The sequence below is a fragment of the Citrobacter sp. wls710 genome, assembly GCF_005281115.1.
Classification (GTDB): domain Bacteria; phylum Pseudomonadota; class Gammaproteobacteria; order Enterobacterales; family Enterobacteriaceae; genus Citrobacter; species Citrobacter werkmanii.
Window position 1 is genome coordinate 53,866 of the sequence record NZ_SZXD01000040.1, and the last position, 23,750, is coordinate 77,615.

Genomic DNA, 23,750 nt, shown 5'->3' on the forward strand with positions numbered 1-23,750 from the left:
TATGGAACTGTCGGCACTTACTCGCTCTGAATTAATTTTTATCGATCCACCGCACACTTCTCCCGATGCAGTTATTCGGCATATGTCTTCGGCACTGTTTGAATGCGGACTGATTACTAATAACGAGGATTTTATTGACAGCGTTCTCCGCCGAGAAAAGGAAGGACCAACGGCACTGGGCGAAGAGCTGGCCGTCCCTCATGGAAAATGTGACTCTGTCGTAAAGGCATCGTTTTGTGTCGCCCTCTTTCCCGAGCCGATATTGTGGCCGGGTCTTGAAGGGCCTGAACCTGTACGGTTGGTGTTCCTGCTTGCGATTCCGCCAAATGAAGCCGGCACCACGCATATGCAATTGCTGACCCAGCTTACCTCGTCGCTGGTTGAGGATGAGATGCGAAACGCCATTCTTAATGCCACGTCCGTAGAACAGGTGTTAACGCTGCTCTCACCCAGCACTGCCCCTGCTCAGGAAGCGCCAGAACGTCGCGTGAAAGGTCAGCGCCTTGTCCCTCTTATTCTGGGTCTGGTTGCCCTTGCGGCCTTCATTAACGCGGGTATCCATTGGATGCAGTCGTTATCATCATAACCCTTACTGGGCAGTGTGATACCTGCCCAGCTTTACCTTCCTGTTTTTGCTGAATAAATAATCAGAATTTTCCAAGGGTAATTTACAATCGGCTGTAGCGCCCGTCATCTGTACGCTCCGATTTTTACTTTGCGCTACATCAAAAAAATCGTAAACATCCTTGATGCAAATCACTACATATAGAACTTAAAATGCACGCCGACCCAATATGTTGTATTAATCGCCTATAATTGCTACAACTACAATGCACCGCTTCACGGTGGAATTGTGGATAACGTGGGTCAGGATTGCGGGAAGTCATTGGCAATAGAGATGAATAAAGCCATGGCCGCTTCCCCAACCTCTGTGGATAACCTGTTCTTATAAATATGGAGTGATCATGACACCGCATGTGATGAAACGAGATGGCTGTAAAGTGCCGTTTAAATCAGAGCGCATCAAAGAAGCCATTCTGCGTGCAGCTAAAGCAGCGGGAGTCGATGACGCAGATTACTGTGCCACCGTCGCAGAAGTCGTTAGTAGCCTGATGAATGAGCGCAGCCAGGTCGATATCAACGAGATCCAGACAGCGGTAGAAAACCAGCTGATGTCTGGCCCGTACAAACAACTCGCCCGTGCGTACATCGAATATCGCCACGACCGTGATATCCAGCGTGAAAAACGTGGCCGTCTGAACCAGGAAATTCGTGGTCTGGTTGAGCAAACCAACTCTGCTCTGCTGAATGAAAACGCCAACAAAGACAGTAAAGTGATCCCGACCCAGCGCGACCTGCTGGCCGGTATCGTCGCCAAACACTATGCGCGCCAGCACCTGCTGCCGCGTGATGTCGTTCAGGCGCACGAGCGTGGTGATATTCACTATCACGATCTCGACTACTCGCCGTTCTTCCCGATGTTTAACTGCATGCTGATCGACCTGAAAGGTATGCTGACGCAGGGCTTTAAGATGGGTAACGCGGAGATTGAACCGCCAAAATCCATCTCTACCGCGACCGCCGTGACCGCGCAAATCATCGCGCAGGTTGCCAGCCATATTTATGGCGGTACCACCATTAACCGTATTGACGAGGTTCTCGCGCCGTTCGTGACCGAGAGCTTTAATAAACATCGTAAAACCGCTGAAGAATGGCAGATCCCGGACGCCGACGGTTATGCCCATTCCCGTACCGAGAAAGAGTGCTACGACGCATTCCAGTCCCTCGAATATGAAGTGAACACCCTGCATACCGCCAACGGTCAGACGCCGTTCGTCACCTTTGGTTTTGGCCTGGGAACCAGTTGGGAATCGCGTTTGATTCAGCAGTCTATTCTGCGTAACCGCATTGCTGGCCTGGGTAAAAACCGTAAAACCGCGGTGTTCCCGAAACTGGTGTTCGCGATTCGCGATGGTCTGAACCACAAGTTTGGCGATCCGAACTACGATATCAAGCAGCTGGCGCTGGAGTGCGCGAGCAAGCGTATGTATCCGGACATCCTGAACTACGATCAGGTGGTCAAAGTCACTGGTTCGTTCAAAACACCAATGGGCTGCCGCAGCTTCCTCGGCGTGTGGGAAAACGAGAACGGTGAACAGGTTCACGATGGTCGCAACAACCTCGGCGTTATCAGCCTCAATCTGCCGCGTATCGCGCTGGAAGCCCATGGCGATGAAGCCACCTTCTGGAAACTGCTCGACGACCGTCTGGTGCTGGCGCGTAAAGCACTGATGACCCGTATCGCGCGTCTGGAAGGCGTAAAAGCCCGCGTTGCACCCATTCTGTATATGGAAGGTGCCTGCGGCGTGCGTCTGAAAGCGGACGATGACGTGTCTGAAATCTTTAAAAACGGTCGCGCATCTATCTCTCTGGGCTACATCGGTATTCACGAAACCATCAACGCGCTGTTTGGCGACAAGCATGTGTATGACAGCGAGCAGCTGCGCGCCAAAGGTATCGCCATTGTGGAACGTCTGCGTCAGGCGGTCGATCAATGGAAAGATGAGACTGGCTACGGCTTTAGCCTGTACAGCACGCCGAGTGAAAACCTGTGTGACCGCTTCTGCCGTCTGGATACCGCCGAGTTTGGCGTGGTGCCGGGCGTAACCGACAAAGGTTACTATACCAACAGCTTCCACCTCGACGTGGAGAAGAAGGTGAACCCGTACGATAAGATCGATTTCGAAGCGCCATATCCGCCGCTGGCGAGCGGGGGCTTCATTTGCTACGGCGAATACCCGAATATTCAGCACAACCTGAAAGCGCTGGAAGATGTTTGGGATTACAGCTATCAGCACGTGCCGTATTACGGAACCAACACGCCAATCGATGAGTGCTACGAGTGCGGCTTTACCGGTGAGTTCGAGTGCACCAGCAAAGGCTTCACCTGCCCGAAATGTGGTAACCACGACGCCGCGCGCGTGTCGGTCACCCGTCGCGTGTGCGGTTATTTAGGCAGCCCGGACGCACGTCCGTTTAACGCCGGCAAACAGGAAGAAGTGAAGCGCCGCGTTAAGCATTTAGGCAATGGGCAGATCGGTTAATATCCGTTTGCAAAGGCCGTAGGCCTGATAAGACGCAATCGCGTCGTCATCAGGCATCACAATGTTGCCGGATGCGGTGCAAGCACCTTATCCGGCCTACATGCTTTCTGGACACCCGCTATGCGCTACCATCAATACTATGCCGTCGATATCGTCAATGGCCCCGGAACCCGCTGCACCCTGTTTGTCTCCGGGTGCGTGCACGAATGCCCCGGTTGCTATAACAAAAGCACCTGGCGGCTCAATTCCGGCGAACCGTTTACCAAAGAGATGGAAGATAAGATCATTGCCGATCTGAACGACACGCGTATTCACCGTCAGGGAATTTCGCTGTCGGGCGGCGATCCGCTGCATCCGCAAAACGTGCCGGATATTCTGCAACTGGTACAGCGTATTCACGCTGAGTGTCCCGGGAAAGATATCTGGGTGTGGACCGGCTACAAGCTTGATGAACTCAACGCCGCGCAAATGCAGGTGGTCGATCTCATCAACGTGCTGGTCGATGGTAAATTTGTGCAGGACCTGAAAGACCCGGCGCTCATCTGGCGCGGTAGCAGCAACCAGGTCGTGCATCATTTGCGTTGATCTCCAGGCGGTTAATATTCTGTTTTCCGCCTTTAAAAGCGACTCACGCACTCCATCGCGACCGTTTTGAACTCGGTGAAATTCCGGCACGCGCAGAGCCGCGTCATGGCGCGTTCGCGCAGGAAAGTGACGAAAATATCGTAGATAGCCATCGCTTCTTCGTATTCGCTTTTGCTGATGGCGAGCAGGAAGATCACGTGCGCCGTTTCATCGCCCCAGGCAATTCCCTGCGGGGCGAGGATGGTGTAGACCACCGTTTTCTTTGCCAACAGACCGAGGGAGTGCGGCAGGGCGATGCCGTCACCCAGCATAGTGCTGACGATGGCCTCACGCTCGACAACCGAATCAAGAAACTCCGCATCGACAAAGCCTTCATCCTGCAACTGACGGCATAATGTATTGAACAACGTTTGTTGATCCATTGGGCCATCGATAACGCGGAAATGGGTGGCATCGAAAAATTTATTCAGCATCCACGGACGGGTTCTGTCGACCAGCACCAGTTTGCCAATCTGCTCCAGTTGATAATCGGTAGGGAACGGCGCAATCATCACCACAGGCTTATCTTTTTCTCCGATTCGCGCGGTCGAAATCACGAAGTCTTCGCTGATGCTTTCCCGCTGTTCGTAGTCGCGCAGCGTCACGGTATCGACGATTTCTATCTGCGGATATTTACGCGCCAGCACCGCTTCAATCATCCGCGCCATCGCATTTCCGGCATCGCATACCAGCAGAACTTTCGGTTGCCTTTGATAACCAATGTTGTAACTACGCTCCAGCCCAACACCGATATGCAGGACGAGGAAACCAATCTCATTTTCACTGATGGTGTACGGCGTATATTTGCCCCATCCCGAGACGGCGGCCAGCGTCATATCCCATGCCATCGGATAGTGCTGTTTAATATTTTCCAGCAGCGGATTAGGGATCATTATCTGGTAGCGCACCCGGGTGATCATCGTTTTAATATGCGTCAGCAGGTCGGCATGTAACTGTTTGTCATTCAACAGGTTGTAGTTGTACTGGCTATTGATAAAACGCAGGATGTAATTGACCAACGCTTCATCATCATCCGCATTAATAGCACTGGGGGCGATCTCCTGAACCTGACGGGCGGCAATATGCACCTGCAGCCAGTTCTCTTCAGAAATGGAGAGCGGTTTATCCGCCAACCGATGCAATACCGCCGCGATTTCCCGCGTGGCCAGACATACAGATTGATCGGCTTCCTCTGCGGCAAATTCCGGTAGCGGATACCCTTCGCTAATCCGCCGTACTGCCACCGCGCAGTACAAGCGCAAAAACAGCTCGCCCTCATCGGTCAGGCGGATATGGAAACGGGAAAAAATGTCCTGCAAAACGGGTTGCAGTTGCTCAGGGATCCCAGCGTTCAATGCTTCTTCCGTCACCAATGGGTGCTGAGGATCCTGCTGTGCCAGCATCCACAGCAGATCGGTCAAACAGGCGCGGATCGCCATCTCGCTGCCGAACAGCTTCATGCCATGACGGGGGCGCGTTTCCAGCGTCAGGTGATAACGTTGCAGATGCTCGCGCACCTCAGCCATATCGTTTTGCAGCGTCGCGCGGCTGATAAACCATTCATCAGCCAAATCTTCCAGCTTCAGCGAAAAGGCCGACGTCAGAAAGCGAGCTATCAGCCAGTGAACCCGTTCCTGGCTGGTGCGTGGGATACGCAGCAACGTGTCGGGCCGCTGCGTTTGCAGGGTGTGATAGCTTGCCGGGTCGTCAATCTTGAGTTGATAACCGTTCCCACGGCTGAGGACAAATTGCGCGCCGTACTGGGTGAGCAGCGCGTTTAGCGCGGTGATGTCCGCCCGTACGGTGCGTGTGGAAACCGACAACCGCTGCGCCAGCTCGTCCTGTGGAAGCGCTTCGTTTTGCAACATGCCAAATAGCTGCGCTAAACGTTGGTTGGGGAATCGCACGTCAGTTTCCTCATCAGTCAATTAGCCTACGCAGGCCCGGGTCATCGCCATCAGTTGGCGTACGTCGTCCGGACGGGTGTTACCACTCACCTTATCAATAATCGAACTATAGATGTGAGGAATGATTTTGCTCACTCCGGCATCGAGGGCGATCTGCAGGATTTCACTGAAATTATCCAGATCGATCCCGCCCGTTGGCTCCAGCCAGAAGTCATGACGCGCGCAGGCCTGGGCGACCGCGATGTATTCGTCACGGCATTGCAGGCCGCCCATCGGGAAGTATTTAATTGAGCTGCCGCCCATATCTTTGAGCAGCGCAATGGCGGTTTCTACCGGCACAATGCCGTCCGGTGCTTTGCTGCTTAGCGGACCGGTGGAAATCTTTACCAGCCCCGGCGTACCGGTTGGCGAAACCAGACCGTTGACCACCGTGTCCTGCTGGCCCAGCAGCGCACGACTGGTCGCCACGCCGGTAAAGACCTGATTGACATGCTGGGGCTGCACCTGACGGGAAATTTCACTGACCATCGCCGACTGGTTAGGATCGCCCGCCCCCAGCCCCACGGAGAGCGCATTGTCGATAAGCGCCGCGTATTCACGCATATCCGTTACCGCGCTTGCGACATCCGGGTAATTTTTTGACAATACGCCAACCAGCACGTGCCCTTCCGCCGCCGCGTAAATCTCCTGGGCATTTTCTTTGGAGCCTGCCAGTACGTTCAGGCAGACGCGGTCGCGATAAAAGTTAGGGATCAGTTTCATGCTTTTTTCTCCTGCGAAATCACTTCACCAATTCGACGGGCCACAATCTCCAGCTGCGCGCGATCGACGCTGCGCACATCGGCTTCGATAATGCCTTCGTTGGCTTTGTAACCACGGAAGTAAATCGCGTACTCCCCTTGCTTCAGCGCGTCGACCAGTTCGCCAGTGGCGATCCCGGTTACCGCTTCGTCAAACTTAATTTCCGTACGCGCGATGTCGCGCCCTGCACTGTCCCACACCACGCGGGCGCTTACGCCGTGAAGCTGATTCAAGTTATTAATAAACGGCGTCATTTTCTCGACCATTTCCGCACCGCTCTCTTTCTGCGCGTTGAGGTACAGTTCAATAGCGCAGGTCAGGCCAAGTATTCCCTCTTTACCCACTTTCATTGCCCGGCCAATACCCGCCGTTTGACGTTTTACCCACTCAACGTATTGAGTTTTACCGATCACCAGACCGCTGGTTGGCCCTTCAATTGCCTTCGCACCGCTATAGATAACGAGATCTGCGCCCACGCGGTAGTAGCACTGCAAATCTTCTTCCGCCGCCGCGTCCACAATCAGCGGTAGATTATGCGTGCGCGCCACCACCGCAGCCTGCTCCACGCTGAGCATACTTTTCTGTACGCAGTGATGAGATTTGATATACAGAATGGCCGCGGTGCGCGGTGTGATGGCTGCCGCTAACTGCGCTGCGGAACATTCGTTGGCATAACCGGCTTCTACGACCTTGCCGCCGCCAAGCGCTACCATGGTGCCCACCGGCGCGCCAAAGTTGACGTTGTGGCCTCTGGGCAACACGATTTCGTTGTTGTCGATGGGCGTGACGTGCAGGTTCTCCAGCAGCCAGTCGCTGTCTTTAACCAGCACAGCCGCGACCGACTGGGCGATCCCTGCCGAGGCACAGGAAACGACGGTTGCCCCTTCCACTTCCAACAATTTCGCGATGTAGTCACCGGTTTTATTCACCAGGTCTTTCATCTCAAAGTATTGATTCATCCCGGCCATTGCGGCCTCAACCACTTCTGGTCGCGGCGTAGAGACGCCGAGCGCCGTCATGCGACCTGATGTGTTAATCACCTGTTTTAATTTGTATTTCTCAAAAATCGAAGGCATGTTCCGCGCTCCCTTGTTCGGTCATATAGCCCTTGCCCGCACGTATTGCGGCAAGCGGCACCAGCAGTTGTTCAGCCTGCAGGCTGTCGTTTTCTGCATCTACCAGCACGGTTGGCTGGCGTTTCAGCGTAAAGAGGGTTAAATCGGCATCCAGACCGACCTGCAGTCGCCCCTTCTGTTTCAGGCGCAGACCATCGGCAGCATGGGCGGTAACGCATTCAATGACCTGCGGAAGCGACATGCCAATGGCGAGGAATTTCGACATCACATTCGCCAGGGAATACACCGGGCCGCTGATACGGTTACGACAGTAAATATCGGAGCTGATGGTGTGCGGCAAAATGCCCAGGCTGATGGCGCGTTTCGCCACTGCAAAGCTCAGGCTGGCGGTGCCATGCCCAACATCCAGACGCACCCCGCGTGAAATCGCCCGCGTCACTGACGCCCGCAGCTCACCTTGCGGCGTCAGAATGCGGTTCGGCTTACCGTTGTAGCAGTGGGTAATAATGTCGCCCGCGGTGAGGCGTTCGGCGATCTCATCCAGATCCGGCGGGTTGTTGCCGATGTGCACCATCAGCGGCAGGCCACCGTTCTGCGCCTGCATCGCTTTGGCGCGCTCCAGCGGCGTGATGCCGTTAACCCCTACCACGCTGCTGCTCATGCGCGCCTTCAGGCCGACGATAAAGTCCGGGTGACGTTTCACCGCCTGCCGCACCGCATCGGCGTCAATATTGGCCATGTTAGCCAGCTCGTTTTGGGCAATAAGCCCAACGCGTGAAACATTCAGCAGCGCATAAACCTCGGTGGCCGCGTCACGAGTCAGCGTGTAAAAATCGTCAATATCATCAGCGCCTGTGCTACCGGCATCCACCACGGTGGTAACGCCAGTGGCAACACCCACACTGTCCGGTTCGTCATGGTAAATCGGCGATTTCGGGTAGCAGTGAACGTGAGAATCAATCCAACCCGCGCTAACGTAACATTCGCCGCGCAGGTCAATGGTTTTCAGCGCCGGACCATCAACGTCACCCAACGCCGCGATTTTGCCACCCTGAAGGGCAATATTAGTCAGCGTGTCATCGACCAGACGCGCATGGCGCAGGAGTAAGTCAAACATCGTTCTCTCCTTTGCCGGATGGCGGCGTAACCGCTTTATCCGGCCTACAAATCAACCGTTAGCTAATGGCAATCGGGAAGATGGAACCGAGGATCATCGCGCCGAGAATCGCCCCGCCGGTGATCGGTTTTTGCCAGATATAAAACAGCAGCGCACCCAGCAGTGAACCGACGCCAATCGGAATGGAGGCCGTCATCGCACTGAGGATAATCAAGGGACCGAGGAAGCGGCCAGAAGCGTTACCGGCCCCCATCATCACGTCCGCTCCGTAGGTTGAGTCGCTCTGATTGATGGTGAACTTACGCGCCAGAATGATGATGTAGCCAATCGCCAGACCAATCACCAGGCCGGTGACCAACGAGGCAGCGAAGTTGGCGACCGGGAAGATAATGCCCGCGCCCAGCAGCAGCGCCGGAACGCCTAACCCGACCCCGGTCTGGATCGCCCCGCCGATATCCAGAATCCCCACCAGCGAACCTTCAATGATGCGGGCAAACAGGAAGCTGGCGCCAAATGCCGCTACCGCCCCGTAGGAGCCGGTGTCCATTCCCGCTTTCAACATCGCCACGAACGCCACTTCGTTGAATGCGCCGATACCGTACAGGTAGTACATGTGCGTTCCGGCAAACACGCCGGATGAGAGCAGACCAACGAAGATCGGGAACGACCAGTCGGCGAACCAAAAACCTTTATTCTGTTCCATGATGGCCTCCGTTATTTACCGCTGAGCGAGTTGTGGATAAGTTCCAACCAGTCAGGCACGGTCAGATGGAAGGATTCGATCATCTTCATATCGAAGCCGCGGAAGAAGCCGCTCAGGACGAACAGCGCGACGATAGCCACCATCATCACTTTCGTCACGTGGTTCCAGCCGCTCTCTTCAACACCTTTGCCGATCAAAATGCCAAGCACCAGACCCGGGACGGCGTTGCCCATAATTAACTGCGCCGCGCCGCCAAAAACGGTAGCCCAGAAGCCGGATTTCTTACCGGCGTCGATCGCCGCCAGCCAGAAGATCACTGGCATCACGGTGTTGACCAGCAGGTTTGCCGCGGGCACCAGCACCTTAACGGCAGTAACCTGTAGCGCTTCCGGTACGGATGACGCGGTGAGGTTCAGGAAGGTCACGACAATCATGCCGATAACACCGCAGGCGATCGCCATGCGCTTAGGATCGTGCAGCGTTTCACCAACGTTGCGATTTTTGATCATCAGCGCGGCGGCCCCCCAGTTGGGGATAATGCGATGGTCGACGTCCTGCGTGAACGCCCCTGCGGCAACGGAAGAAGCCCAGGCGTTAAAGAAAAAGCCCAGGCCGAACGAGAAGTGAGAAGCCGGATCCCCTTCACAGGAATTCAGTTCTCCCAGAGTACGAAACGCGCCCATCCCTTGAGTGGTCGGCGCATGAAACATGCGTGCAGCCCCAGCGCCGACACCGACGCCAACCAGGCCGCCGATGATGAGCGATTTTATTAATATTATCAGGAACATAATTATGCCTTTTAATAAAGAATCAGCGTTGCGTAACGAAATCCACCTTGTCGAGATTGATGGCAGTCACGTTGACGGTCACGTCCAGCTCCACGCTGAAGGTGCGTCTTTCCCGGCGCAGGAAGAGGAACAAAAACGCCTCTTTGCGCACCGTTTCACGCGCTTGAACAACCTGCACATCCTGTGGCTCAATACGCAGTAAGATATGCGGGGACGCTTTCATCACCGCAGCCTGAACGTGGTTCAGAGCATCGGCAAAGGCGCGCGCTTTGGCCTCCCCCTTGCCCGTGACTCTCACCGTGGTGGTGAATTGCTCTTTCATGCTTAAGCGCCGTATTTCTTTTGCCACGCCTGTACCAGGCGCTCACCGAGTTCTTCTTTGTCCATAAAACCGAACCCCAGCACGTTGCAGCCTTCATTGATGGCGGTTACCCCTTCATCGACCGAGCGCATACCATATTTCGCCTTGTAGCCATATTTGGTTTGCGCGGTAATCGCGCCCGCCCCGCCGCTGCCGCAAAACGAGATGCCAAAGGTGGCGTTTTCCGCTTTCATCACATCGCCCAGCTTCATATCTGCCGCCACACCCGGCACCACGACCGCTCGGCCACCCGCTTTCTCAACGCCTGCCGCCACTTTCTGGCCTTTACCCAGACGATCGCCAATCACTACGGTAATTTGTTCCATCTTTTGCTCCTTACAGGTTGTCTTTCGCGACTTCGAAGTGCACCGACAGCAGCCAGGCCTCTTCCTCAGGAAGATTGCCAAACTCAGCGACCACGTCGCGGGCAAGCGCCATTGATTCGGCAGATATTTCATCGAACAAGCTGGCATCGACTTCTGGTAAGGGTTCACCCGTTACCGAGCGGTGCGCCATGGCGCGAACATGCGACGTCAGCATCTGTTCCTGTACGGCGTTGGGAATAATGTGGCGTTCACGCAGCAAGGCATACACCTGCGCCAGCATGCGGTCGGCCAGTTCAACCGATTCCCCCATGTCATTCATTACAGCTCCGTTATTCACTCGTCTTACCCCACTAATGGCTCTGAGGGTAAATTAGCGGTGGGGGTTAAAAGTTTGTAGCGAGTTGTTTTCCACTTCGAAGTGGAAAGAGGCGCAGCGATAGTGATCTATGCCGCAGAAAAGGCGATATTTGCGCTTTAGTGGCGAGAAATTGTGACGGGTATCGCAAGAGATGAGCAGAAAACAGCCGGTTCGGCGAATGATTTCCCTAACTCTAAAGTTGAAAAAATGTGACGGGGATAGCCTTTGGCGTCTTATCCGGCCTACGATTATGCAGGCCGGATAGAGCAGATTAACGGAACTTCTTGTGGTTTTCGTTGCGTGTTTTTTTCAGGTCTTCCGCAACGGCTTTCGCCTCTTTGACTTTACCTTCGTTCGCCAGCTTCAACGCGCCGTCGATCTGACCGATCAGCGTGTCAAAGCCGTGGCGGAAATCCTTCATCTCCGGGCTGTCCGGGGATTTGTTTTCCAGCTTCGGCGGCGTTCCCTTTTGCGCGTCCAGCGCGGCTGCACGCATTTTGGTTAAAGCGTCTTTCAGCTCAGTCGCATTATCCGTTTTTTCGACGATTTTCAGGTTGTCGTTGAGGATCCCCATATCGTCTTCAAGATCGGCTGCAAACGCAGAAGAACCAAGAACCAGCGTTGAAGCTGCGACGATCGCTAACAGGTGTTTACGCATTGCTCACTTCCTTTTTTATTATTCAAAAATAAACAAACGCCAGATACCCTCAATAATTCACGCCACAGCTTGAAGTATGACGGGTATTATTGCCCGGCGATCTTCATCTCCGGCAACAGGACTGAACCACACTGAATATTACTGCGCGTTTCAATATCGTTGCCGACGGTGACGATATTACGCCACATCTCTTTTAAGTTGCCGGCGATGGTAATTTCACTCACCGGGTACTGAATTTCGCCGTTTTCGACCCAGAAGCCCGCCGCGCCACGCGAGTAATCGCCGGTAATGCCGCTTACGCCCTGCCCCATCAGCTCAGTCACCACCAGGCCCGTGCCCATCTCTTTGAGCATCTGCTCGAAGCTTAGACCTTGTCCAGGAATACGCCAGTTGTGAATCCCGCCCGCATGACCGGTGCTCTTCAGCCCCAGCTTACGGGCAGAGTAGTTGGTCAGCAGCCACTGGGTCAAAATGCCGTCTTTAATAATGTCACGGCGCTCTGTGCGTACGCCTTCGCTGTCAAATGGCGAGGAGGCCAGCCCTTTCAGGAGATGTGGATGCTCTTCAATGGTCAACCATTCCGGCAGAATTTGTTTGCCCAGCGAGTCCAGCAGGAAGGTGGATTTGCGATATACGGAGCCACCAGCAATCGCGCCGACCAGGTGTCCGAACAGTCCGGTCGCCACTTCATTGGCGAAAATGACCGGCGCTTTCATGGTGGAAAGCTTACGCGGAGACAGGCGAGATAAGGTACGGCGCGCGCAGTCTGCCCCTACCCATTCCGGCGTTTGCAGATCGCCCATCGCCCGGCCAATGGTGTAAGCGTAATCACGCTCCATATCGCCATTTTCTTCCGCGATCACACAGCTGGAAAGGGAATGACGCGTGGAGCAGTAGCCCTGCAGCATGCCATGGCTGTTGCCAAACACTTTGATGCCATAGTGGCTGTTAAAACTGCCGCCTTCGGTATTGGTGATACGCTTATCAGCCTGCAGCGCCGCTTGTTCAGCACGAGCAGCCAGTTCGATGGCTTCATCAGGGGAAACGTCCGCGGGGTGGAACAGGTCCAAATCGGGCGCATCAAAGGCCAGCAGTTCTTTATCTGCCACGCCCGCGCACGGATCCGGCGAAGTGTAGCGTGCAATGTCCAGCGCGGCCTGGACGGTACGGGCAATCGCCTGCGGACTTAAATCGGTGGAGGATGCGCTGCCCTTACGGTTCTGGTGATAAACCGTAATCCCCAGCGCGCCATCGCTATTGAATTCTACGTTCTCCACTTCACCATAACGGGTGCTGACGCTAATACCCGTGGTCTTGCTAACAGCGACTTCCGCGCCATCCGACTTACCTGACGCTAATTCCAGAGCCGTCGAGACCGCTTCTTCCAGAATCTTACGCTGCGCTTCAACTTGTGAGATTACTTTCATCGCAAATGCCATAATGTAGAGAGAGTTTCTCTGAAGTCTAACAGAGAACCGTTTTTCAGTGCGCATCTTAACTGGTAACATTAGCCTCTTTTTTTAAGGAGCCTGACATGACTAAGCAGCCCGAAGACTGGCTCGACGACGTTCCCGGTGATGACATCGAAGACGAAGACGATGAAATTATCTGGGTCAGTAAAAGTGAAATAAAACGTGACGCCGAGGAGTTAAAACGCCTGGGTGTGGAACTGGTAGAACTGGGGAAAAACGCGCTGGATAAAATCCCGCTCGACGCGGATTTACGTGCCGCCATTGAGCTGGCCCAGCGCATTAAGATGGAAGGTCGCCGCCGCCAGCTGCAGCTGATTGGCAAAATGTTGCGCCAGCGCGATGTTGATCCTATCCGTCAGGCGCTGGACAAGCTGAAAAACCGCCACAACCAGCAGGTCGTTGTCTTCCATAAGCTGGAGCAACTGCGTGACCGTATGGTTGACGGTAGCGATGAAGCCATCGAAGAAGTGATGAACCTGTGGCCTGATGCCGATCGTCAGCAACTGCGTTCGCTGGTGCGTAACGCCAGGAAAGAAAAAGCGGGCAACAAGCCGCCGAAATCAGCGCGTCAGATTTTCCAGTACCTGCGTGAACTGGCGGAAAACGAGGCGTAACCTCTTCGTCTGCCGAAAGTGCCGGATGGCGGTACAAACACCTTATCCGGCCTACAACGCATCGTAGGCCCGGTAAGCATAGCGCCACCGGGCATTTTTTTACTCTTCTTCTGCCTGAGCTTTCTTCGCCAGGCCATCCAGCAGTTTCTGATGAATGCCGCCAAACCCGCCGTTGCTCATCACCAGGATGTGATCGCCTGGCTGTGCGGTTTTCACCACCATATCTGCCAGCGCATCCACATCGCCGCTCCAGTGCGCAGGCTGTACGCAGGCTTCAGCGACTTCTGCTACCTGCCACGGAATGTGCGGCGGTTGCAGCAGGAACACTTCGTCCGCACGACCTAACGATGGCGCCAGGTCATCTTTGCACAGGCCCATTTTCATGGTGTTCGAGCGAGGTTCCAGGACCGCGATAATGCGCGCAGTGCCGCCCACTTTACCGCGCAGTGCAGCAAGCGTTGCCAGAATCGCCGTCGGGTGATGAGCAAAATCGTCATACACCGTCACGCCGTTCGCTTCGCCGCGCAGTTCAAGACGACGACGGGCGTTGATGAATGAGCCCAGCGCATTCGCCGCGTCGGCAGGCACTACGCCAACATGACGGGCAGCCGCAATCGCCATCAGACCGTTGTGCATGTTATGTTCGCCAACCAGCCCCCACTTCACTACGCCAACGTTTTCACCGTCCAGCCACACTTCCCACTCGGAGGCATCGGTAGTGAGTTTTTTCGCCTGCCAGTGGCCTTGTTCGCCCACCAGCTCTTGTTCGCTCCAGCAGCCCATCGCCATCGTCTGTTTCAGATTGATGTCGTTTTCCGGGTAGATGATGCGTCCCTGGCCCGGCACGATACGCACCAGGTGATGGAACTGTTTCTGAATAGCTTTCAGATCGTCAAAGATGTCCGCGTGATCGAACTCAAGATTGTTGAGGATCAGCGTGCGCGGGCAGTAATGCACGAATTTAGAACGCTTATCGAAGAAGGCGCAGTCGTACTCATCCGCCTCAATCACGAAGAAGTCGCTTTCGCCCAGACGCGCAGAAACCTCAAAGTTGCCCGGAACGCCACCGATCACAAAGCCTGGCTTATAGCCGCAGGCTTCAAGGATCCAGGTCGCCATTCCGGCAGTGGTGGTTTTGCCGTGCGTCCCCGCAACCGCCAGTACCCAGCGATCGCGCAAGACAAAGTCATGCAGCCACTGCGGGCCAGACATGTACGGAATGTTCTTCTCAAGCACCGCTTCCACGCAGGGATTACCACGGGTCATGGCGTTGCCAATGATCACCAGGTCCGGCTGCGGGTCGAGCTGGCTGGCATCGTACCCCTGAATCAAATCAATGCCTTGCTTCTCAAGTAAGGTACTCATCGGCGGATACACATTGGCGTCCGAACCGGTTACTTCATGACCAAGCGAGCGCGCGAGCATCGCCAGACCGCCCATGAAAGTGCCACAAATTCCCAAAATATGAATGCGCATACGTCACTATCCTTTTTTAATCTGGGGGCCATTTTACGCACATGTCCGGCAAGTGAGAAACGCATTTCAGGATATTCCGTAGTTTGCTGGCGCGATTCACCTAAGCGCAACAATGGAAATATTTGTTAATATTGTTGCGGTCGCTTTACTCCACATAAATTGCAGGGAAAGTGTTATGAAAACGTTAGGTGAATTTATTGTCGAAAAGCAGCACGAGTTTTCTCATGCTACCGGTGAACTCACTGCTTTGTTGTCGGCAATAAAGCTGGGCGCCAAGATCATCCACCGCGATATCAACAAGGCCGGTCTGGTCGATATCCTGGGTGCCAGCGGTGCTGAGAACGTGCAGGGAGAGGTTCAGCAGAAACTCGATCTGTTCGCGAACGAAAAACTGAAAGCTGCACTGAAGGCGCGCGACATTGTGGCGGGCATTGCCTCGGAAGAAGAAGATGAAATCGTCGTCTTCGAAGGCTGCGAACACGCAAAATATGTTGTGCTAATGGATCCGCTGGATGGCTCATCCAACATCGATGTTAACGTCTCTGTCGGTACGATTTTCTCTATTTATCGCCGCGTAACCCCAGTCGGCACACCGGTTACGGAAGAGGATTTCCTGCAGCCGGGCAACAAGCAGGTTGCTGCGGGCTACGTTGTTTATGGTTCTTCCACCATGCTGGTATATACCACCGGCTGTGGCGTACACGCTTTTACCTACGATCCTTCTCTGGGCGTATTCTGCCTCAGCCAGGAACGTATGCGCTTCCCGGCGAAAGGCAGCACGTACTCCATTAACGAAGGCAACTACATCAAATTCCCGAATGGCGTGAAGAAGTACATTAAATTCTGTCAGGAAGAAGATAAGTCAACCCAGCGCCCGTACACCTCGCGCTACATTGGCTCTCTGGTTGCGGACTTCCACCGTAACCTGTTGAAGGGCGGGATCTACCTGTACCCAAGCACCGCCAGCCACCCGCAAGGCAAGCTGCGTCTGCTGTACGAATGCAACCCGATGGCCTTCCTGGCTGAGCAGGCGGGCGGCAAAGCCAGCGATGGTAAAGAGCGTATTCTGGATATCATTCCGGAAAGCCTGCACCAACGCCGCTCCTTCTTCGTGGGCAACGACCATATGGTCGAAGATGTAGAACGCTTTATCCGCGAGTTCCCGGACGCGTAATTGTCTTGATCGTACGGACGTAGGCCGGATAAAACGCGCAGCGTTGCCATCCGGCAATTCATTGACTGATGGCGGCTTCGCCTTATCAGGCCTACGTTCGGTTACACTGTCTGTAGCTTAAACGCCGCCATCGCCTCCAGCAGCGCATGTGACTGCTCTTCCAACGAGCGGGTAGCCGCTGAAGACTGCTGTACCAGTGCCGCATTTTGCTGCGCCGTTTCATCCATCTGCATCACCGCGATATTCACCTGCTCTATGCCGCGACTCTGTTCCTGGGACGCGCTGGCGATTTCACGCATCAGCTTAGTCATGCGCATCACTTCAGTGGCAATTTCATCCATGGTTTCACCCGCCTGCTGCGCCAGTTCGCTGCCTTCACCGACGTGGGTGTGCGAATCGCTGATTAACGCGCGGATCTCTTTTGCCGCTTCGGCGCTGCGGCTGGCCAGATTACGTACTTCACCTGCGACAACCGCAAAACCCCGTCCTTGCTCACCGGCCCGCGCCGCTTCAACGGAGGCATTGAGCGCCAGAATATTGGTCTGAAATGCAATGCCGTCAATCACGCTAAGAATGTCGGCAATGCGGCTGGAACTGCCGGCAATATCGCGCATTTTCTCGATCACATAGCACACCATCTCGCTGCCGCGATCGGCGGTATCCGATACCGATTTTGCCAACTGGTGCGCCTGTTCGGCGTTGTCCGCATTCTGTTTCACGGTTGCCGTTAACTCCTCCATGCTGGCGGCGGTTTGTTCCAGCGACGTGGCTGTCGATTCAGTGCGCTGCGCCAGATGCTGATTTCCGGCCGTCAGTTCACGGCTACCGATATCAATTTGCGAGCTGGCGTCACGCACGCGTTGCACCGAGTCGCCCAGCGCATGGCGCATGTCATCCATTGCCGCGTTGAGGCGGTTAAATTCGGCGCTGGCCGACAGCGCGCTAACTGGCGACAAATCGCCTGTCGCCAGACGTTCCAGCTGTTCAACAATGTTATCCAGCGGTTTGAAAAACTTATTTCGCAGCATAAACCAAATAACCGCCAGCAATGCGATGGCCGCCAGCATCGCTGCACTCATAATACCGTGATAAATCAATGAAGTAATAATGCGGGTAGAGGCGTATAGCCCCATTCCGCCGGTCAGCAAAAGAAGAAACGCCAGCAGAGACAATAACACCAACAAACTTGATCGAATTGAAAGGGATTTTGGCATTGTTATATTTCCGGTTGTAGGGTTAAAACAGACCTGTACAGAACCTATCGACTACAACCGGAAAAAGTTTAGCTATTTAAATGTCTTGTGAAAAATCATGATGTTACTTTGGTGTTGTCGCCGTGCTTACGCGGGTGACCGGCGAGCTTTGACGATTTTCCCAAAGCACCGTGAGACCGCGTTGTAAGGCAATAAAAATAAACAATAAAATACCAATCGCGATCTTGGTCCACCAGGAACTTAATGTGCCGTCAAAATTAATATAGGTCTGGATCAGCCCCTGAATAGCCACGCCAAACAAGGCGCCTAAAACCGTACCCACTCCGCCGCTCAACAGCGTACCGCCAATCACGACTGAGGCAATCGCATCCAGCTCGACACCGACGCCCGCCAGCGCATAACCGGCCTGGGTGTAAATTGAAAAGACAATGCCAGCCAGCGTAGCCAAACCGGTAGACAACATATAAATACGGATGGTGGTGCTGCGGGTGGAGATCCCCATCAGGTTAGCAGAGGTGGCGTTGCCGCCAATCGCATAAACCTGATTACCGAACCGCGTACGATGCGCCAGAAAGATGCCAATCACCACCACTGCCAGCATCAGCAATCCCATCGCGCTCAGACGGCCGCCGCCGGGGATTTTCCATGCCAGGCTGGAGAGCATGTCATAAACCGGATGGTTAATTGGGATCGACTCTTCAGAAACCAGATAGCTAACGCCGCGCAAAAAGAACATTCCCGCCAGGGTAATGATAAACGCCGGGATCTTCAGCGCATCAATCAGCAATCCCATAAACGCGCCAAACGCGCAGCCCATCAGCAAAATCAGCGGGAACGCCAGTAACGGAGAAATCCCCCAGTAGCCAATCGCCTTGGCCAGAAATACGCCGGTAAAGGCGATTACCGAGCCAACGGAAAGGTCGATCCCGCCAGAGAGGATCACGAAGGTCATGCCGACGGCAATAATTCCTAAAAAAGCGTTATCGGTCAGGATATTGCAAATCACCCGGGTGGAAGCAAAAGCCGGAAATTGCGTCAGACAGTAGAGGTAGCCCAGCACAAACACGCCGAGGGTGATCATCAGCGGTAAATTACGTTTTATCATGACCACGCACTCCTTTTATCAGGCTGATAAAGCGTTGTGACTGTACAACCAGCACACACAACACCACGACGGCTTTGACCACCTGATTCAGTTCCGGCTGGAAGCCCGACAGTAAAATCCCGGTGTTCATCCCCTGAATAATTAACGCGCCGATCACCGACAGCAGCAGGTTAAAACGCCCGCCCATCAGCGAGCCGCCGCCGATAACAACCGCGAGAATAGCGTCCAGCTCCAGCCATAATCCGGCGTTATTCGCATCCGCGCCGCGAATATCCGCGGTAACAATGATCCCGGCGATAGCGGCACACAGGCCGCTCAGCACATAGGTGAGCATCACAATAATGCGGGTGTTGACCCCGGCGTTTTTCGCCGCACGAATGTTGATACCCACCGCTTCAATAAACATGCCCAGCGCCGTTTTACGTGTCAGCAGCCAGAACACCACCAGCGTCAGTAGCGCAATAATCACCGGCGTGGGGAACAGTAACAGCGAGCCGCTGCCAAGCCAGGAAAGCTCAGGTGAGTTGAAGGTGACGATCTGCCCGGAGGTGATCAACTGCGCCACTCCGCGCCCGGCGACCATCAGGATCAACGTGGCGACGAAGGGTTGGATCTTGAGGATGGCCACCAGAATTCCGTTCCACAATCCCGCCAGAATGCCAGAGCCTAAGGCGGCAAGCAGCACCACCGGCAGGCTGTGCCCGGCCACCGTCATCGCAGCGGTCGTCGCCCCGGCAATGGCCATCACGGCGCCAACGGAAAGATCAATGCCACCAGTGGCAATCACCAGCGTCATACCAATCGCCAACAGCGCCACGGGTGCAGCGCGGTTGAGAATATCAATCGGGCTACCGAACAGCCGACCATCCTGCAAAATCACCTGATAGAAGTGCGGCGCAACCAGACTGTCCACCAGCAGTACCAGCAACAACGCTACCAGCTGTGGCATCCCCTTGGGCCAATGAAACCGTCGTTTAGGCGGATTGGATTGAGGGAGAGATTGAGGCATCACCATAGTCTCCTTAGGCCGCAATGGCGTTCATGATCGCCGGGACGGACAATTCAGCCAGTGGGATCTCGGCCACCTGTTTGCGATCGCGCATAATAATGACCCGATCGGCATAGCCCACCAGTTCTTCCAGTTCCGATGAGATAACCAGCAGGGCCAAACCATCGGCGCACAACGTTTCGATCAGGCGGATGATCTCGGCATGCGCGCCGACATCGATCCCGCGCGTGGGTTCATCGAGGATCAGAAACTGCGGTTTGGTCAGTAACCAGCGCGACAACAAGACTTTTTGCTGATTGCCGCCGGAGAGAAATTCGATCGGCTGTTCAGCGTTAGGGGTGCGAATACCAAGCTGGCGAATAAAGCGCTCGGCAATCTCGTTTTGTTCTTTACGGGGAATTGGGCGCAACCAGCCGCGCTGCGCCTGCAACGCCAGAATGATGTTTTCGCGTACCGAGGCGGCGGCGATTATGCCATCCGTTTTGCGATCCTCCGGGCAAAAACCGATCCCCAGGCACGAAGCCTGATGCGGCGATCGCAAGGTCTGCGGTTTACCTTTGATCAGTGCGCTGCCGCTGTCGGCGGGTTTAATGCCAAAGATCACTTCCGCGGTTTCCGTCCGCCCGGATCCCAGCAGCCCGGCGAGACCGACGATCTCACCTGGACGCACCTGCAGATCGAACGGGGCGATAGTGCCTTTCTTGCCAAAGCCGCTAAACGCCGCCACCGGTTTATCGCTCAGCAACGTGCGGCCCGCACGTTGTAGCGCATGGGTATCCAGTTCGCGACCCAGCATCATTTTGACCAGTTCGATCTGTGGCAGCTCGCGAGTTTTACGACAGCCCACAAAGCCACCGTTACGCAGGACGGTGATGCGATCGCTGACCTGATAAACCTGATCGAGGAAATGGGTGACGAAGATCAGACTGACGCCGCGATCGCGCAGATGCCGCATCAGGCCGAACAGCATTTCAACTTCCTGGGTATCGAGGCTGGCGGTAGGTTCATCGAGGATCAGCACCTTCGCAGAGAGATCGATCGCCCGGCAAATGGCGACGATCTGCTGCATTGCCACGGAAAAGCGGTTCAGAGGCTCGCGCACATCAAGAGAAAAACCGTACGACGCCATCAGCTCCGTCGCGCGCTTTTCCATCTGTTTACGCTGCAACAGGCCAAAGCGTCGCGGTTCGCGGCCAATAAACAAATTATCCGCTACCGACATATTGGGCAGCAGGTTCACTTCCTGGTACACGGTGCCAATCCCCAGTTGCTGGGCATGGGCAGTATTTTTGGGGGAGACTGGTTGGCCTTCGAGCCAAATCGTGCCGCGATCGGCATGATAAACACCGGTCAACGCTTTGATCAGCGTCGATTTCCCCGCCCCGTTTTCGCCGAGCAATGCCATGATCTCGCCGCGTCGCAGGCTGAAATCCACGTTATCCAGCGCTTTGACGCCGGGAAAGAATTTGCTTAAGCCCTCTGTGCGGAGGATTTCCTGATAGTGGTCGGTGGTCATGGTTCCCCCTGCATCACGCCGGATGGCGCTACGCTTATCCGGCCTACAAAAGAGCTTAATGTAGGCCGGGCAAACGCAGCGCCTTCGGCAGTTTAATGAAGGCTTAGTAGCCCATGTTTTTCTTCTTCTCTAGCTCTTCTTTCGCGGTATCCGGCAGATAGAGGATCGATTTGGTAATGGTCAGCTTCTCAGGCATCGTGCCGTCTTTTTTGAATTTCTCCAGCGCGTCAAATGCCGGGCCTGCCATATTCGGCGTCAGCTCGACGCTGGCATTGGCTTCACCATCAATCATCGCTTTGTAGATATCCGGTACGCCGTCAATAGAACCCGTCAGAATGTCTTTGCCTGGTTTCAGGCCAGCCTCTTTGATCGCCTGAATAGCGCCGATCGCCATGTCATCGTTGTGGGCGTAAACCATGCAGATGTTCTTGCCGTTGTTTTCCGCTTTGATAAAGCTCTCCATCACTTCTTTCCCTTTACTGCGGGTGAAATCGCCGGACTGAGAGCGGATAATTTTGATGTTTGGCGCGTTAGCGATGGCTTCAGCGAACCCTTTCTTACGATCGATCGCCACGCTGGCACCAACGGTCCCTTGTAACTCAACGACGTTACACGGCTTGCCGTTCACCTCTTTAATTAGCCAGTCGCCGATCAATTTGCCTTCCAGCACGTTATCGGCGGTGACGGTAGTCATATAGAGAGATTTGTCTTTTACATCGATGGAACGATCAAGCAAAAAGACCGGAATATCGGCATCTTTGGCCTCTTTTAACACCGGCTCCCAACCTGTTGCCACGACCGGCGCAATAAAGATGGCATCGACGCCCTGGGCAACAAATGAACGGACTGCTTTAATCTGGTTTTCCTGCTTTTGCTGGCCGTCAGCGATTTTCAGCGTAATTCCGCGTTTTTCGGCCTCGCTTTTCGCCACGTTGGTTTCTGCGGCGCGCCAGCCGGATTCAGAGCCAACCTGCGAAAATCCTACGGTTAAAGGGGCTGCTATTGCCATAGACGACATGGCTGCCGAAACTGCTGTGACTATAAGTAAGCGCTTCCACATAAGTGCGTCCTCGTAGGGTGATTATTGTTGGTTAATAAACCGTCGCGAAAAAACTATAGACAATTGAGCATGTAACGGATTGCGTTACATCACACTTCAAAAAAGTAAATAAAACGTTAATCACAAGTTTGTAATCGCTTTCATATCACTATGAAAAATGCGGCTGAAGATATGGATTTTTCTGTCACCAGAGAGGAGCAAAAAGAAGAAAATGGGAGTAGATAAAGCGAAAACAAGCGGAGACATTCCGCGCGAGTTGGCTATAATACCCGCCACTTGTTTGCCATAGCTTATTTAAAGGAAACAGACATGAGCTTACTCAACGTCCCTGCCGGTAAAGACCTGCCGGAAGATATCTACGTTGTTATCGAGATCCCTGCCAACGCAGATCCGATCAAATACGAAGTTGACAAAGAGAGCGGCGCCCTGTTCGTTGACCGCTTCATGTCCACCGCGATGTTCTATCCGTGCAACTACGGTTACATCAACCACACCCTGTCTCTGGATGGCGATCCGGTTGACGTTCTGGTCCCGACTCCGTACCCGCTGGAGCCAGGTTCAGTGATCCGCTGCCGTCCGGTAGGCGTTCTGAAAATGACCGACGAATCCGGTGAAGATGCGAAACTGGTTGCGGTACCGCACACCAAGCTGAGCAAAGAATACGATCACATCAAAGATGTGTCCGACCTGCCGGAACTGCTGAAAGCGCAGATCACCCACTTCTTCGAGCATTACAAGGATCTCGAAGCAGGCAAATGGGTAAAAGTTGACGGTTGGGACAACGCCGAAGCGGCTAAAGCTGAAATCGTTGCTTCCTTCGAGCGCGCGAAGAAGTAATTCTTACTTATGATGCTTAGCCCCGCATGTCGGGGCTTTTTTGTGCCCAAATGCGAGTGCAACGGGCACATAAAACAACGCCACCCGAGGGTGGCGTGTTCATATCAGTACTGGTCTCTGTCTAACCAGTTACCGCTTTCAATCAGCGTTAAGCCATCAACCGGACGTTGGTACACGTACATCCATGCACTTCCGTACGGCGTTTGAATTAGCTGGCGTGCGTATTCACCACCACGGGTACGCAGAGCGTCAAGCTCTGCCAGCGTGGCGTTATCAATACGATAAACTTCCCCGTGTACTGTTCCATTTCCCGGAACGGCGCCTGGATAGTGGCCCAGGCTGTACAACTGGTAGTTGTCGATACTGAAATTTCCCAGCAACAGGGCATTGGTCATCCAGTGGCTGTTGCCTTGTTTGGTTCGTAAACTGCCGTAGACAAATATTCGCATT

At 54.4% G+C, this 23,750-nt stretch carries 24 protein-coding genes; 6 read left to right on the forward strand and 18 right to left on the reverse strand.

Annotation, left to right across the window (positions count from 1 at the left end):
* Position 1: 1 nt before the first annotated feature.
* The 3 genes from FDX14_RS19500 (at position 2) to nrdG (ending at position 3,689) form a co-directional block, all read left to right on the forward strand.
* The gene (locus tag FDX14_RS19500) at positions 2-586 is read left to right on the forward strand and encodes a fructose PTS transporter subunit IIA (RefSeq protein ID WP_042312726.1); all 585 of its coding nucleotides are present in this window, start codon (positions 2-4) and stop codon (positions 584-586) included.
* 379 nt (positions 587-965) lie between these two features.
* Positions 966-3,104 carry an anaerobic ribonucleoside-triphosphate reductase gene (nrdD, locus tag FDX14_RS19505; RefSeq protein ID WP_038636715.1) on the forward strand — a complete coding sequence of 713 codons (2,139 nt, stop codon included), beginning with the start codon at positions 966-968 and terminating at the stop codon, positions 3,102-3,104.
* 120 nt (positions 3,105-3,224) lie between these two features.
* Positions 3,225-3,689, forward strand: a complete 465-nt coding sequence (nrdG, locus tag FDX14_RS19510) for an anaerobic ribonucleoside-triphosphate reductase-activating protein (RefSeq protein WP_137350086.1) — start codon at positions 3,225-3,227, stop codon at positions 3,687-3,689.
* Positions 3,690-3,721: 32 nt separating this feature from the next.
* Here nrdG and FDX14_RS19515 read toward each other — a convergent pair whose 3' ends face one another.
* The 11 genes from FDX14_RS19515 to pmbA all read right to left on the reverse strand — a co-directional run bounded on the left by FDX14_RS19515 (position 3,722) and on the right by pmbA (position 13,262).
* Positions 3,722-5,635, reverse strand: a complete 1,914-nt coding sequence (locus FDX14_RS19515) for a BglG family transcription antiterminator (RefSeq protein ID WP_061382750.1) — start codon at positions 5,633-5,635, stop codon at positions 3,722-3,724.
* Positions 5,636-5,656: 21 nt separating this feature from the next.
* A complete protein-coding gene (dagF, locus tag FDX14_RS19520; protein WP_137350087.1) occupies positions 5,657-6,397 on the reverse strand; it encodes a 2-dehydro-3-deoxy-phosphogluconate aldolase in 741 nt (246 codons plus the stop codon).
* Positions 6,394-7,512, reverse strand: a complete 1,119-nt coding sequence (locus FDX14_RS19525; protein WP_061382749.1) for a DgaE family pyridoxal phosphate-dependent ammonia lyase — start codon at positions 7,510-7,512, stop codon at positions 6,394-6,396. Before FDX14_RS19525 ends, dagF begins: the two co-directional genes overlap by 4 nt.
* The gene (locus tag FDX14_RS19530) at positions 7,496-8,629 is read right to left on the reverse strand and encodes an amidohydrolase/deacetylase family metallohydrolase (protein WP_137350088.1); all 1,134 of its coding nucleotides are present in this window, start codon (positions 8,627-8,629) and stop codon (positions 7,496-7,498) included. The genes FDX14_RS19525 and FDX14_RS19530 overlap by 17 nt, the downstream gene beginning before the upstream one ends.
* Positions 8,630-8,687: 58 nt before the next feature.
* Entirely contained in the window at positions 8,688-9,332 is a 645-nt protein-coding gene (locus FDX14_RS19535) for a DUF4310 family protein (protein ID WP_038636652.1), read from the reverse strand.
* A gap of 11 nt (positions 9,333-9,343) precedes the next feature.
* Positions 9,344-10,120, reverse strand: coding sequence for a DUF4311 domain-containing protein (locus FDX14_RS19540; protein WP_006686375.1), 777 nt, complete (start codon positions 10,118-10,120; stop codon positions 9,344-9,346).
* 22 nt (positions 10,121-10,142) lie between these two features.
* Positions 10,143-10,442 (reverse strand): DUF4312 family protein, encoded by a 300-nt coding sequence (locus tag FDX14_RS19545; RefSeq protein ID WP_038636649.1) that lies wholly within the window; start codon positions 10,440-10,442, stop codon positions 10,143-10,145.
* 2 nt (positions 10,443-10,444) lie between these two features.
* Entirely contained in the window at positions 10,445-10,807 is a 363-nt protein-coding gene (locus FDX14_RS19550; RefSeq protein WP_008786042.1) for an SFCGS family glycine-rich protein, read from the reverse strand.
* 10 nt (positions 10,808-10,817) lie between these two features.
* Positions 10,818-11,126: a PRD domain-containing protein gene (locus tag FDX14_RS19555; RefSeq protein ID WP_016151467.1), complete on the reverse strand. Its 309-nt coding sequence runs from the start codon at positions 11,124-11,126 to the stop codon at positions 10,818-10,820.
* A 310-nt stretch (positions 11,127-11,436) separates the two neighbouring features.
* Positions 11,437-11,823, reverse strand: coding sequence for a cytochrome b562 (cybC, locus tag FDX14_RS19560; RefSeq protein WP_061382747.1), 387 nt, complete (start codon positions 11,821-11,823; stop codon positions 11,437-11,439).
* A gap of 86 nt (positions 11,824-11,909) precedes the next feature.
* Positions 11,910-13,262: a metalloprotease PmbA gene (pmbA, locus tag FDX14_RS19565; protein ID WP_038636641.1), complete on the reverse strand. Its 1,353-nt coding sequence runs from the start codon at positions 13,260-13,262 to the stop codon at positions 11,910-11,912.
* 95 nt (positions 13,263-13,357) lie between these two features.
* Here pmbA and yjgA point away from each other — a divergent pair, with 95 nt between their 5' ends.
* On the forward strand, positions 13,358-13,909 hold the full coding sequence (gene yjgA, locus FDX14_RS19570) for a ribosome biogenesis factor YjgA (RefSeq protein WP_038636638.1): 552 nt from the start codon (positions 13,358-13,360) through the stop codon (positions 13,907-13,909).
* A 99-nt stretch (positions 13,910-14,008) separates the two neighbouring features.
* Here the strand turns inward: yjgA and mpl are convergent, their stop codons facing one another.
* Positions 14,009-15,385: a UDP-N-acetylmuramate:L-alanyl-gamma-D-glutamyl-meso-diaminopimelate ligase gene (gene mpl / locus FDX14_RS19575; protein WP_016151460.1), complete on the reverse strand. Its 1,377-nt coding sequence runs from the start codon at positions 15,383-15,385 to the stop codon at positions 14,009-14,011.
* Between the two features lie 175 nt (positions 15,386-15,560).
* Here mpl and fbp point away from each other — a divergent pair, with 175 nt between their 5' ends.
* Positions 15,561-16,559, forward strand: coding sequence for a class 1 fructose-bisphosphatase (gene fbp / locus FDX14_RS19580; RefSeq protein ID WP_042312748.1), 999 nt, complete (start codon positions 15,561-15,563; stop codon positions 16,557-16,559).
* A gap of 101 nt (positions 16,560-16,660) precedes the next feature.
* Here fbp and FDX14_RS19585 read toward each other — a convergent pair whose 3' ends face one another.
* The 5 genes from FDX14_RS19585 to ytfQ all read right to left on the reverse strand — a co-directional run bounded on the left by FDX14_RS19585 (position 16,661) and on the right by ytfQ (position 22,463).
* Entirely contained in the window at positions 16,661-17,773 is a 1,113-nt protein-coding gene (locus tag FDX14_RS19585) for a methyl-accepting chemotaxis protein (protein ID WP_137350089.1), read from the reverse strand.
* Positions 17,774-17,876: 103 nt separating this feature from the next.
* On the reverse strand, positions 17,877-18,878 hold the full coding sequence (gene yjfF / locus FDX14_RS19590; protein ID WP_079225618.1) for a galactofuranose ABC transporter, permease protein YjfF: 1,002 nt from the start codon (positions 18,876-18,878) through the stop codon (positions 17,877-17,879).
* Positions 18,865-19,887, reverse strand: coding sequence for a galactofuranose ABC transporter, ATP-binding protein YtfT (ytfT, locus tag FDX14_RS19595; protein ID WP_042312868.1), 1,023 nt, complete (start codon positions 19,885-19,887; stop codon positions 18,865-18,867). The genes yjfF and ytfT overlap by 14 nt, the downstream gene beginning before the upstream one ends.
* A 13-nt stretch (positions 19,888-19,900) precedes the next feature.
* Positions 19,901-21,403 (reverse strand): galactofuranose ABC transporter, ATP-binding protein YtfR, encoded by a 1,503-nt coding sequence (ytfR, locus tag FDX14_RS19600; protein WP_137350090.1) that lies wholly within the window; start codon positions 21,401-21,403, stop codon positions 19,901-19,903.
* A 103-nt stretch (positions 21,404-21,506) separates the two neighbouring features.
* Complete coding sequence (gene ytfQ / locus FDX14_RS19605; protein WP_042312755.1) at positions 21,507-22,463, reverse strand: galactofuranose ABC transporter substrate-binding protein YtfQ; 957 nt, start codon at positions 22,461-22,463, stop codon at positions 21,507-21,509.
* Positions 22,464-22,772: 309 nt separating this feature from the next.
* Between ytfQ and ppa the strand changes: the two genes are divergently transcribed.
* Positions 22,773-23,300 carry an inorganic diphosphatase gene (gene ppa / locus FDX14_RS19610; protein ID WP_038636623.1) on the forward strand — a complete coding sequence of 176 codons (528 nt, stop codon included), beginning with the start codon at positions 22,773-22,775 and terminating at the stop codon, positions 23,298-23,300.
* A 104-nt stretch (positions 23,301-23,404) separates the two neighbouring features.
* On the opposite strand, the gene FDX14_RS19615 is transcribed toward ppa, so the two are convergent.
* A complete protein-coding gene (locus tag FDX14_RS19615; protein WP_003025723.1) occupies positions 23,405-23,749 on the reverse strand; it encodes a gamma-glutamylcyclotransferase family protein in 345 nt (114 codons plus the stop codon).
* Between the last annotated feature and the right edge of the window lies 1 nt (position 23,750).

What these genes read in the sequence shown, in the direction of transcription:
- FDX14_RS19555 (WP_016151467.1), bottom strand. Translation starts at nt 11,126, where the DNA reads ATGAATGACATGGGGGAATCGGTTGAACTGGCCGACCGCATGCTGGCG.
- FDX14_RS19540 (WP_006686375.1), bottom strand. Translation starts at nt 10,120, where the DNA reads ATGTTCCTGATAATATTAATAAAATCGCTCATCATCGGCGGCCTGGTT.
- FDX14_RS19615 (WP_003025723.1), bottom strand. Translation starts at nt 23,749, where the DNA reads ATGCGAATATTTGTCTACGGCAGTTTACGAACCAAACAAGGCAACAGC.
- ytfT (WP_042312868.1), bottom strand. Translation starts at nt 19,887, where the DNA reads ATGCCTCAATCTCTCCCTCAATCCAATCCGCCTAAACGACGGTTTCAT.
- ytfQ (WP_042312755.1), bottom strand. Translation starts at nt 22,463, where the DNA reads ATGTGGAAGCGCTTACTTATAGTCACAGCAGTTTCGGCAGCCATGTCG.
- nrdG (WP_137350086.1), top strand. Translation starts at nt 3,225, where the DNA reads ATGCGCTACCATCAATACTATGCCGTCGATATCGTCAATGGCCCCGGA.
- yjgA (WP_038636638.1), top strand. Translation starts at nt 13,358, where the DNA reads ATGACTAAGCAGCCCGAAGACTGGCTCGACGACGTTCCCGGTGATGAC.
- FDX14_RS19585 (WP_137350089.1), bottom strand. Translation starts at nt 17,773, where the DNA reads ATGCCAAAATCCCTTTCAATTCGATCAAGTTTGTTGGTGTTATTGTCT.
- yjfF (WP_079225618.1), bottom strand. Translation starts at nt 18,878, where the DNA reads ATGATAAAACGTAATTTACCGCTGATGATCACCCTCGGCGTGTTTGTG.
- pmbA (WP_038636641.1), bottom strand. Translation starts at nt 13,262, where the DNA reads ATGGCATTTGCGATGAAAGTAATCTCACAAGTTGAAGCGCAGCGTAAG.
- FDX14_RS19530 (WP_137350088.1), bottom strand. Translation starts at nt 8,629, where the DNA reads ATGTTTGACTTACTCCTGCGCCATGCGCGTCTGGTCGATGACACGCTG.
- FDX14_RS19550 (WP_008786042.1), bottom strand. Translation starts at nt 10,807, where the DNA reads ATGGAACAAATTACCGTAGTGATTGGCGATCGTCTGGGTAAAGGCCAG.
- dagF (WP_137350087.1), bottom strand. Translation starts at nt 6,397, where the DNA reads ATGAAACTGATCCCTAACTTTTATCGCGACCGCGTCTGCCTGAACGTA.
- cybC (WP_061382747.1), bottom strand. Translation starts at nt 11,823, where the DNA reads ATGCGTAAACACCTGTTAGCGATCGTCGCAGCTTCAACGCTGGTTCTT.
- fbp (WP_042312748.1), top strand. Translation starts at nt 15,561, where the DNA reads ATGAAAACGTTAGGTGAATTTATTGTCGAAAAGCAGCACGAGTTTTCT.
- FDX14_RS19545 (WP_038636649.1), bottom strand. Translation starts at nt 10,442, where the DNA reads ATGAAAGAGCAATTCACCACCACGGTGAGAGTCACGGGCAAGGGGGAG.
- FDX14_RS19500 (WP_042312726.1), top strand. Translation starts at nt 2, where the DNA reads ATGGAACTGTCGGCACTTACTCGCTCTGAATTAATTTTTATCGATCCA.
- nrdD (WP_038636715.1), top strand. Translation starts at nt 966, where the DNA reads ATGACACCGCATGTGATGAAACGAGATGGCTGTAAAGTGCCGTTTAAA.
- ppa (WP_038636623.1), top strand. Translation starts at nt 22,773, where the DNA reads ATGAGCTTACTCAACGTCCCTGCCGGTAAAGACCTGCCGGAAGATATC.
- ytfR (WP_137350090.1), bottom strand. Translation starts at nt 21,403, where the DNA reads ATGACCACCGACCACTATCAGGAAATCCTCCGCACAGAGGGCTTAAGC.
- mpl (WP_016151460.1), bottom strand. Translation starts at nt 15,385, where the DNA reads ATGCGCATTCATATTTTGGGAATTTGTGGCACTTTCATGGGCGGTCTG.
- FDX14_RS19525 (WP_061382749.1), bottom strand. Translation starts at nt 7,512, where the DNA reads ATGCCTTCGATTTTTGAGAAATACAAATTAAAACAGGTGATTAACACA.
- FDX14_RS19535 (WP_038636652.1), bottom strand. Translation starts at nt 9,332, where the DNA reads ATGGAACAGAATAAAGGTTTTTGGTTCGCCGACTGGTCGTTCCCGATC.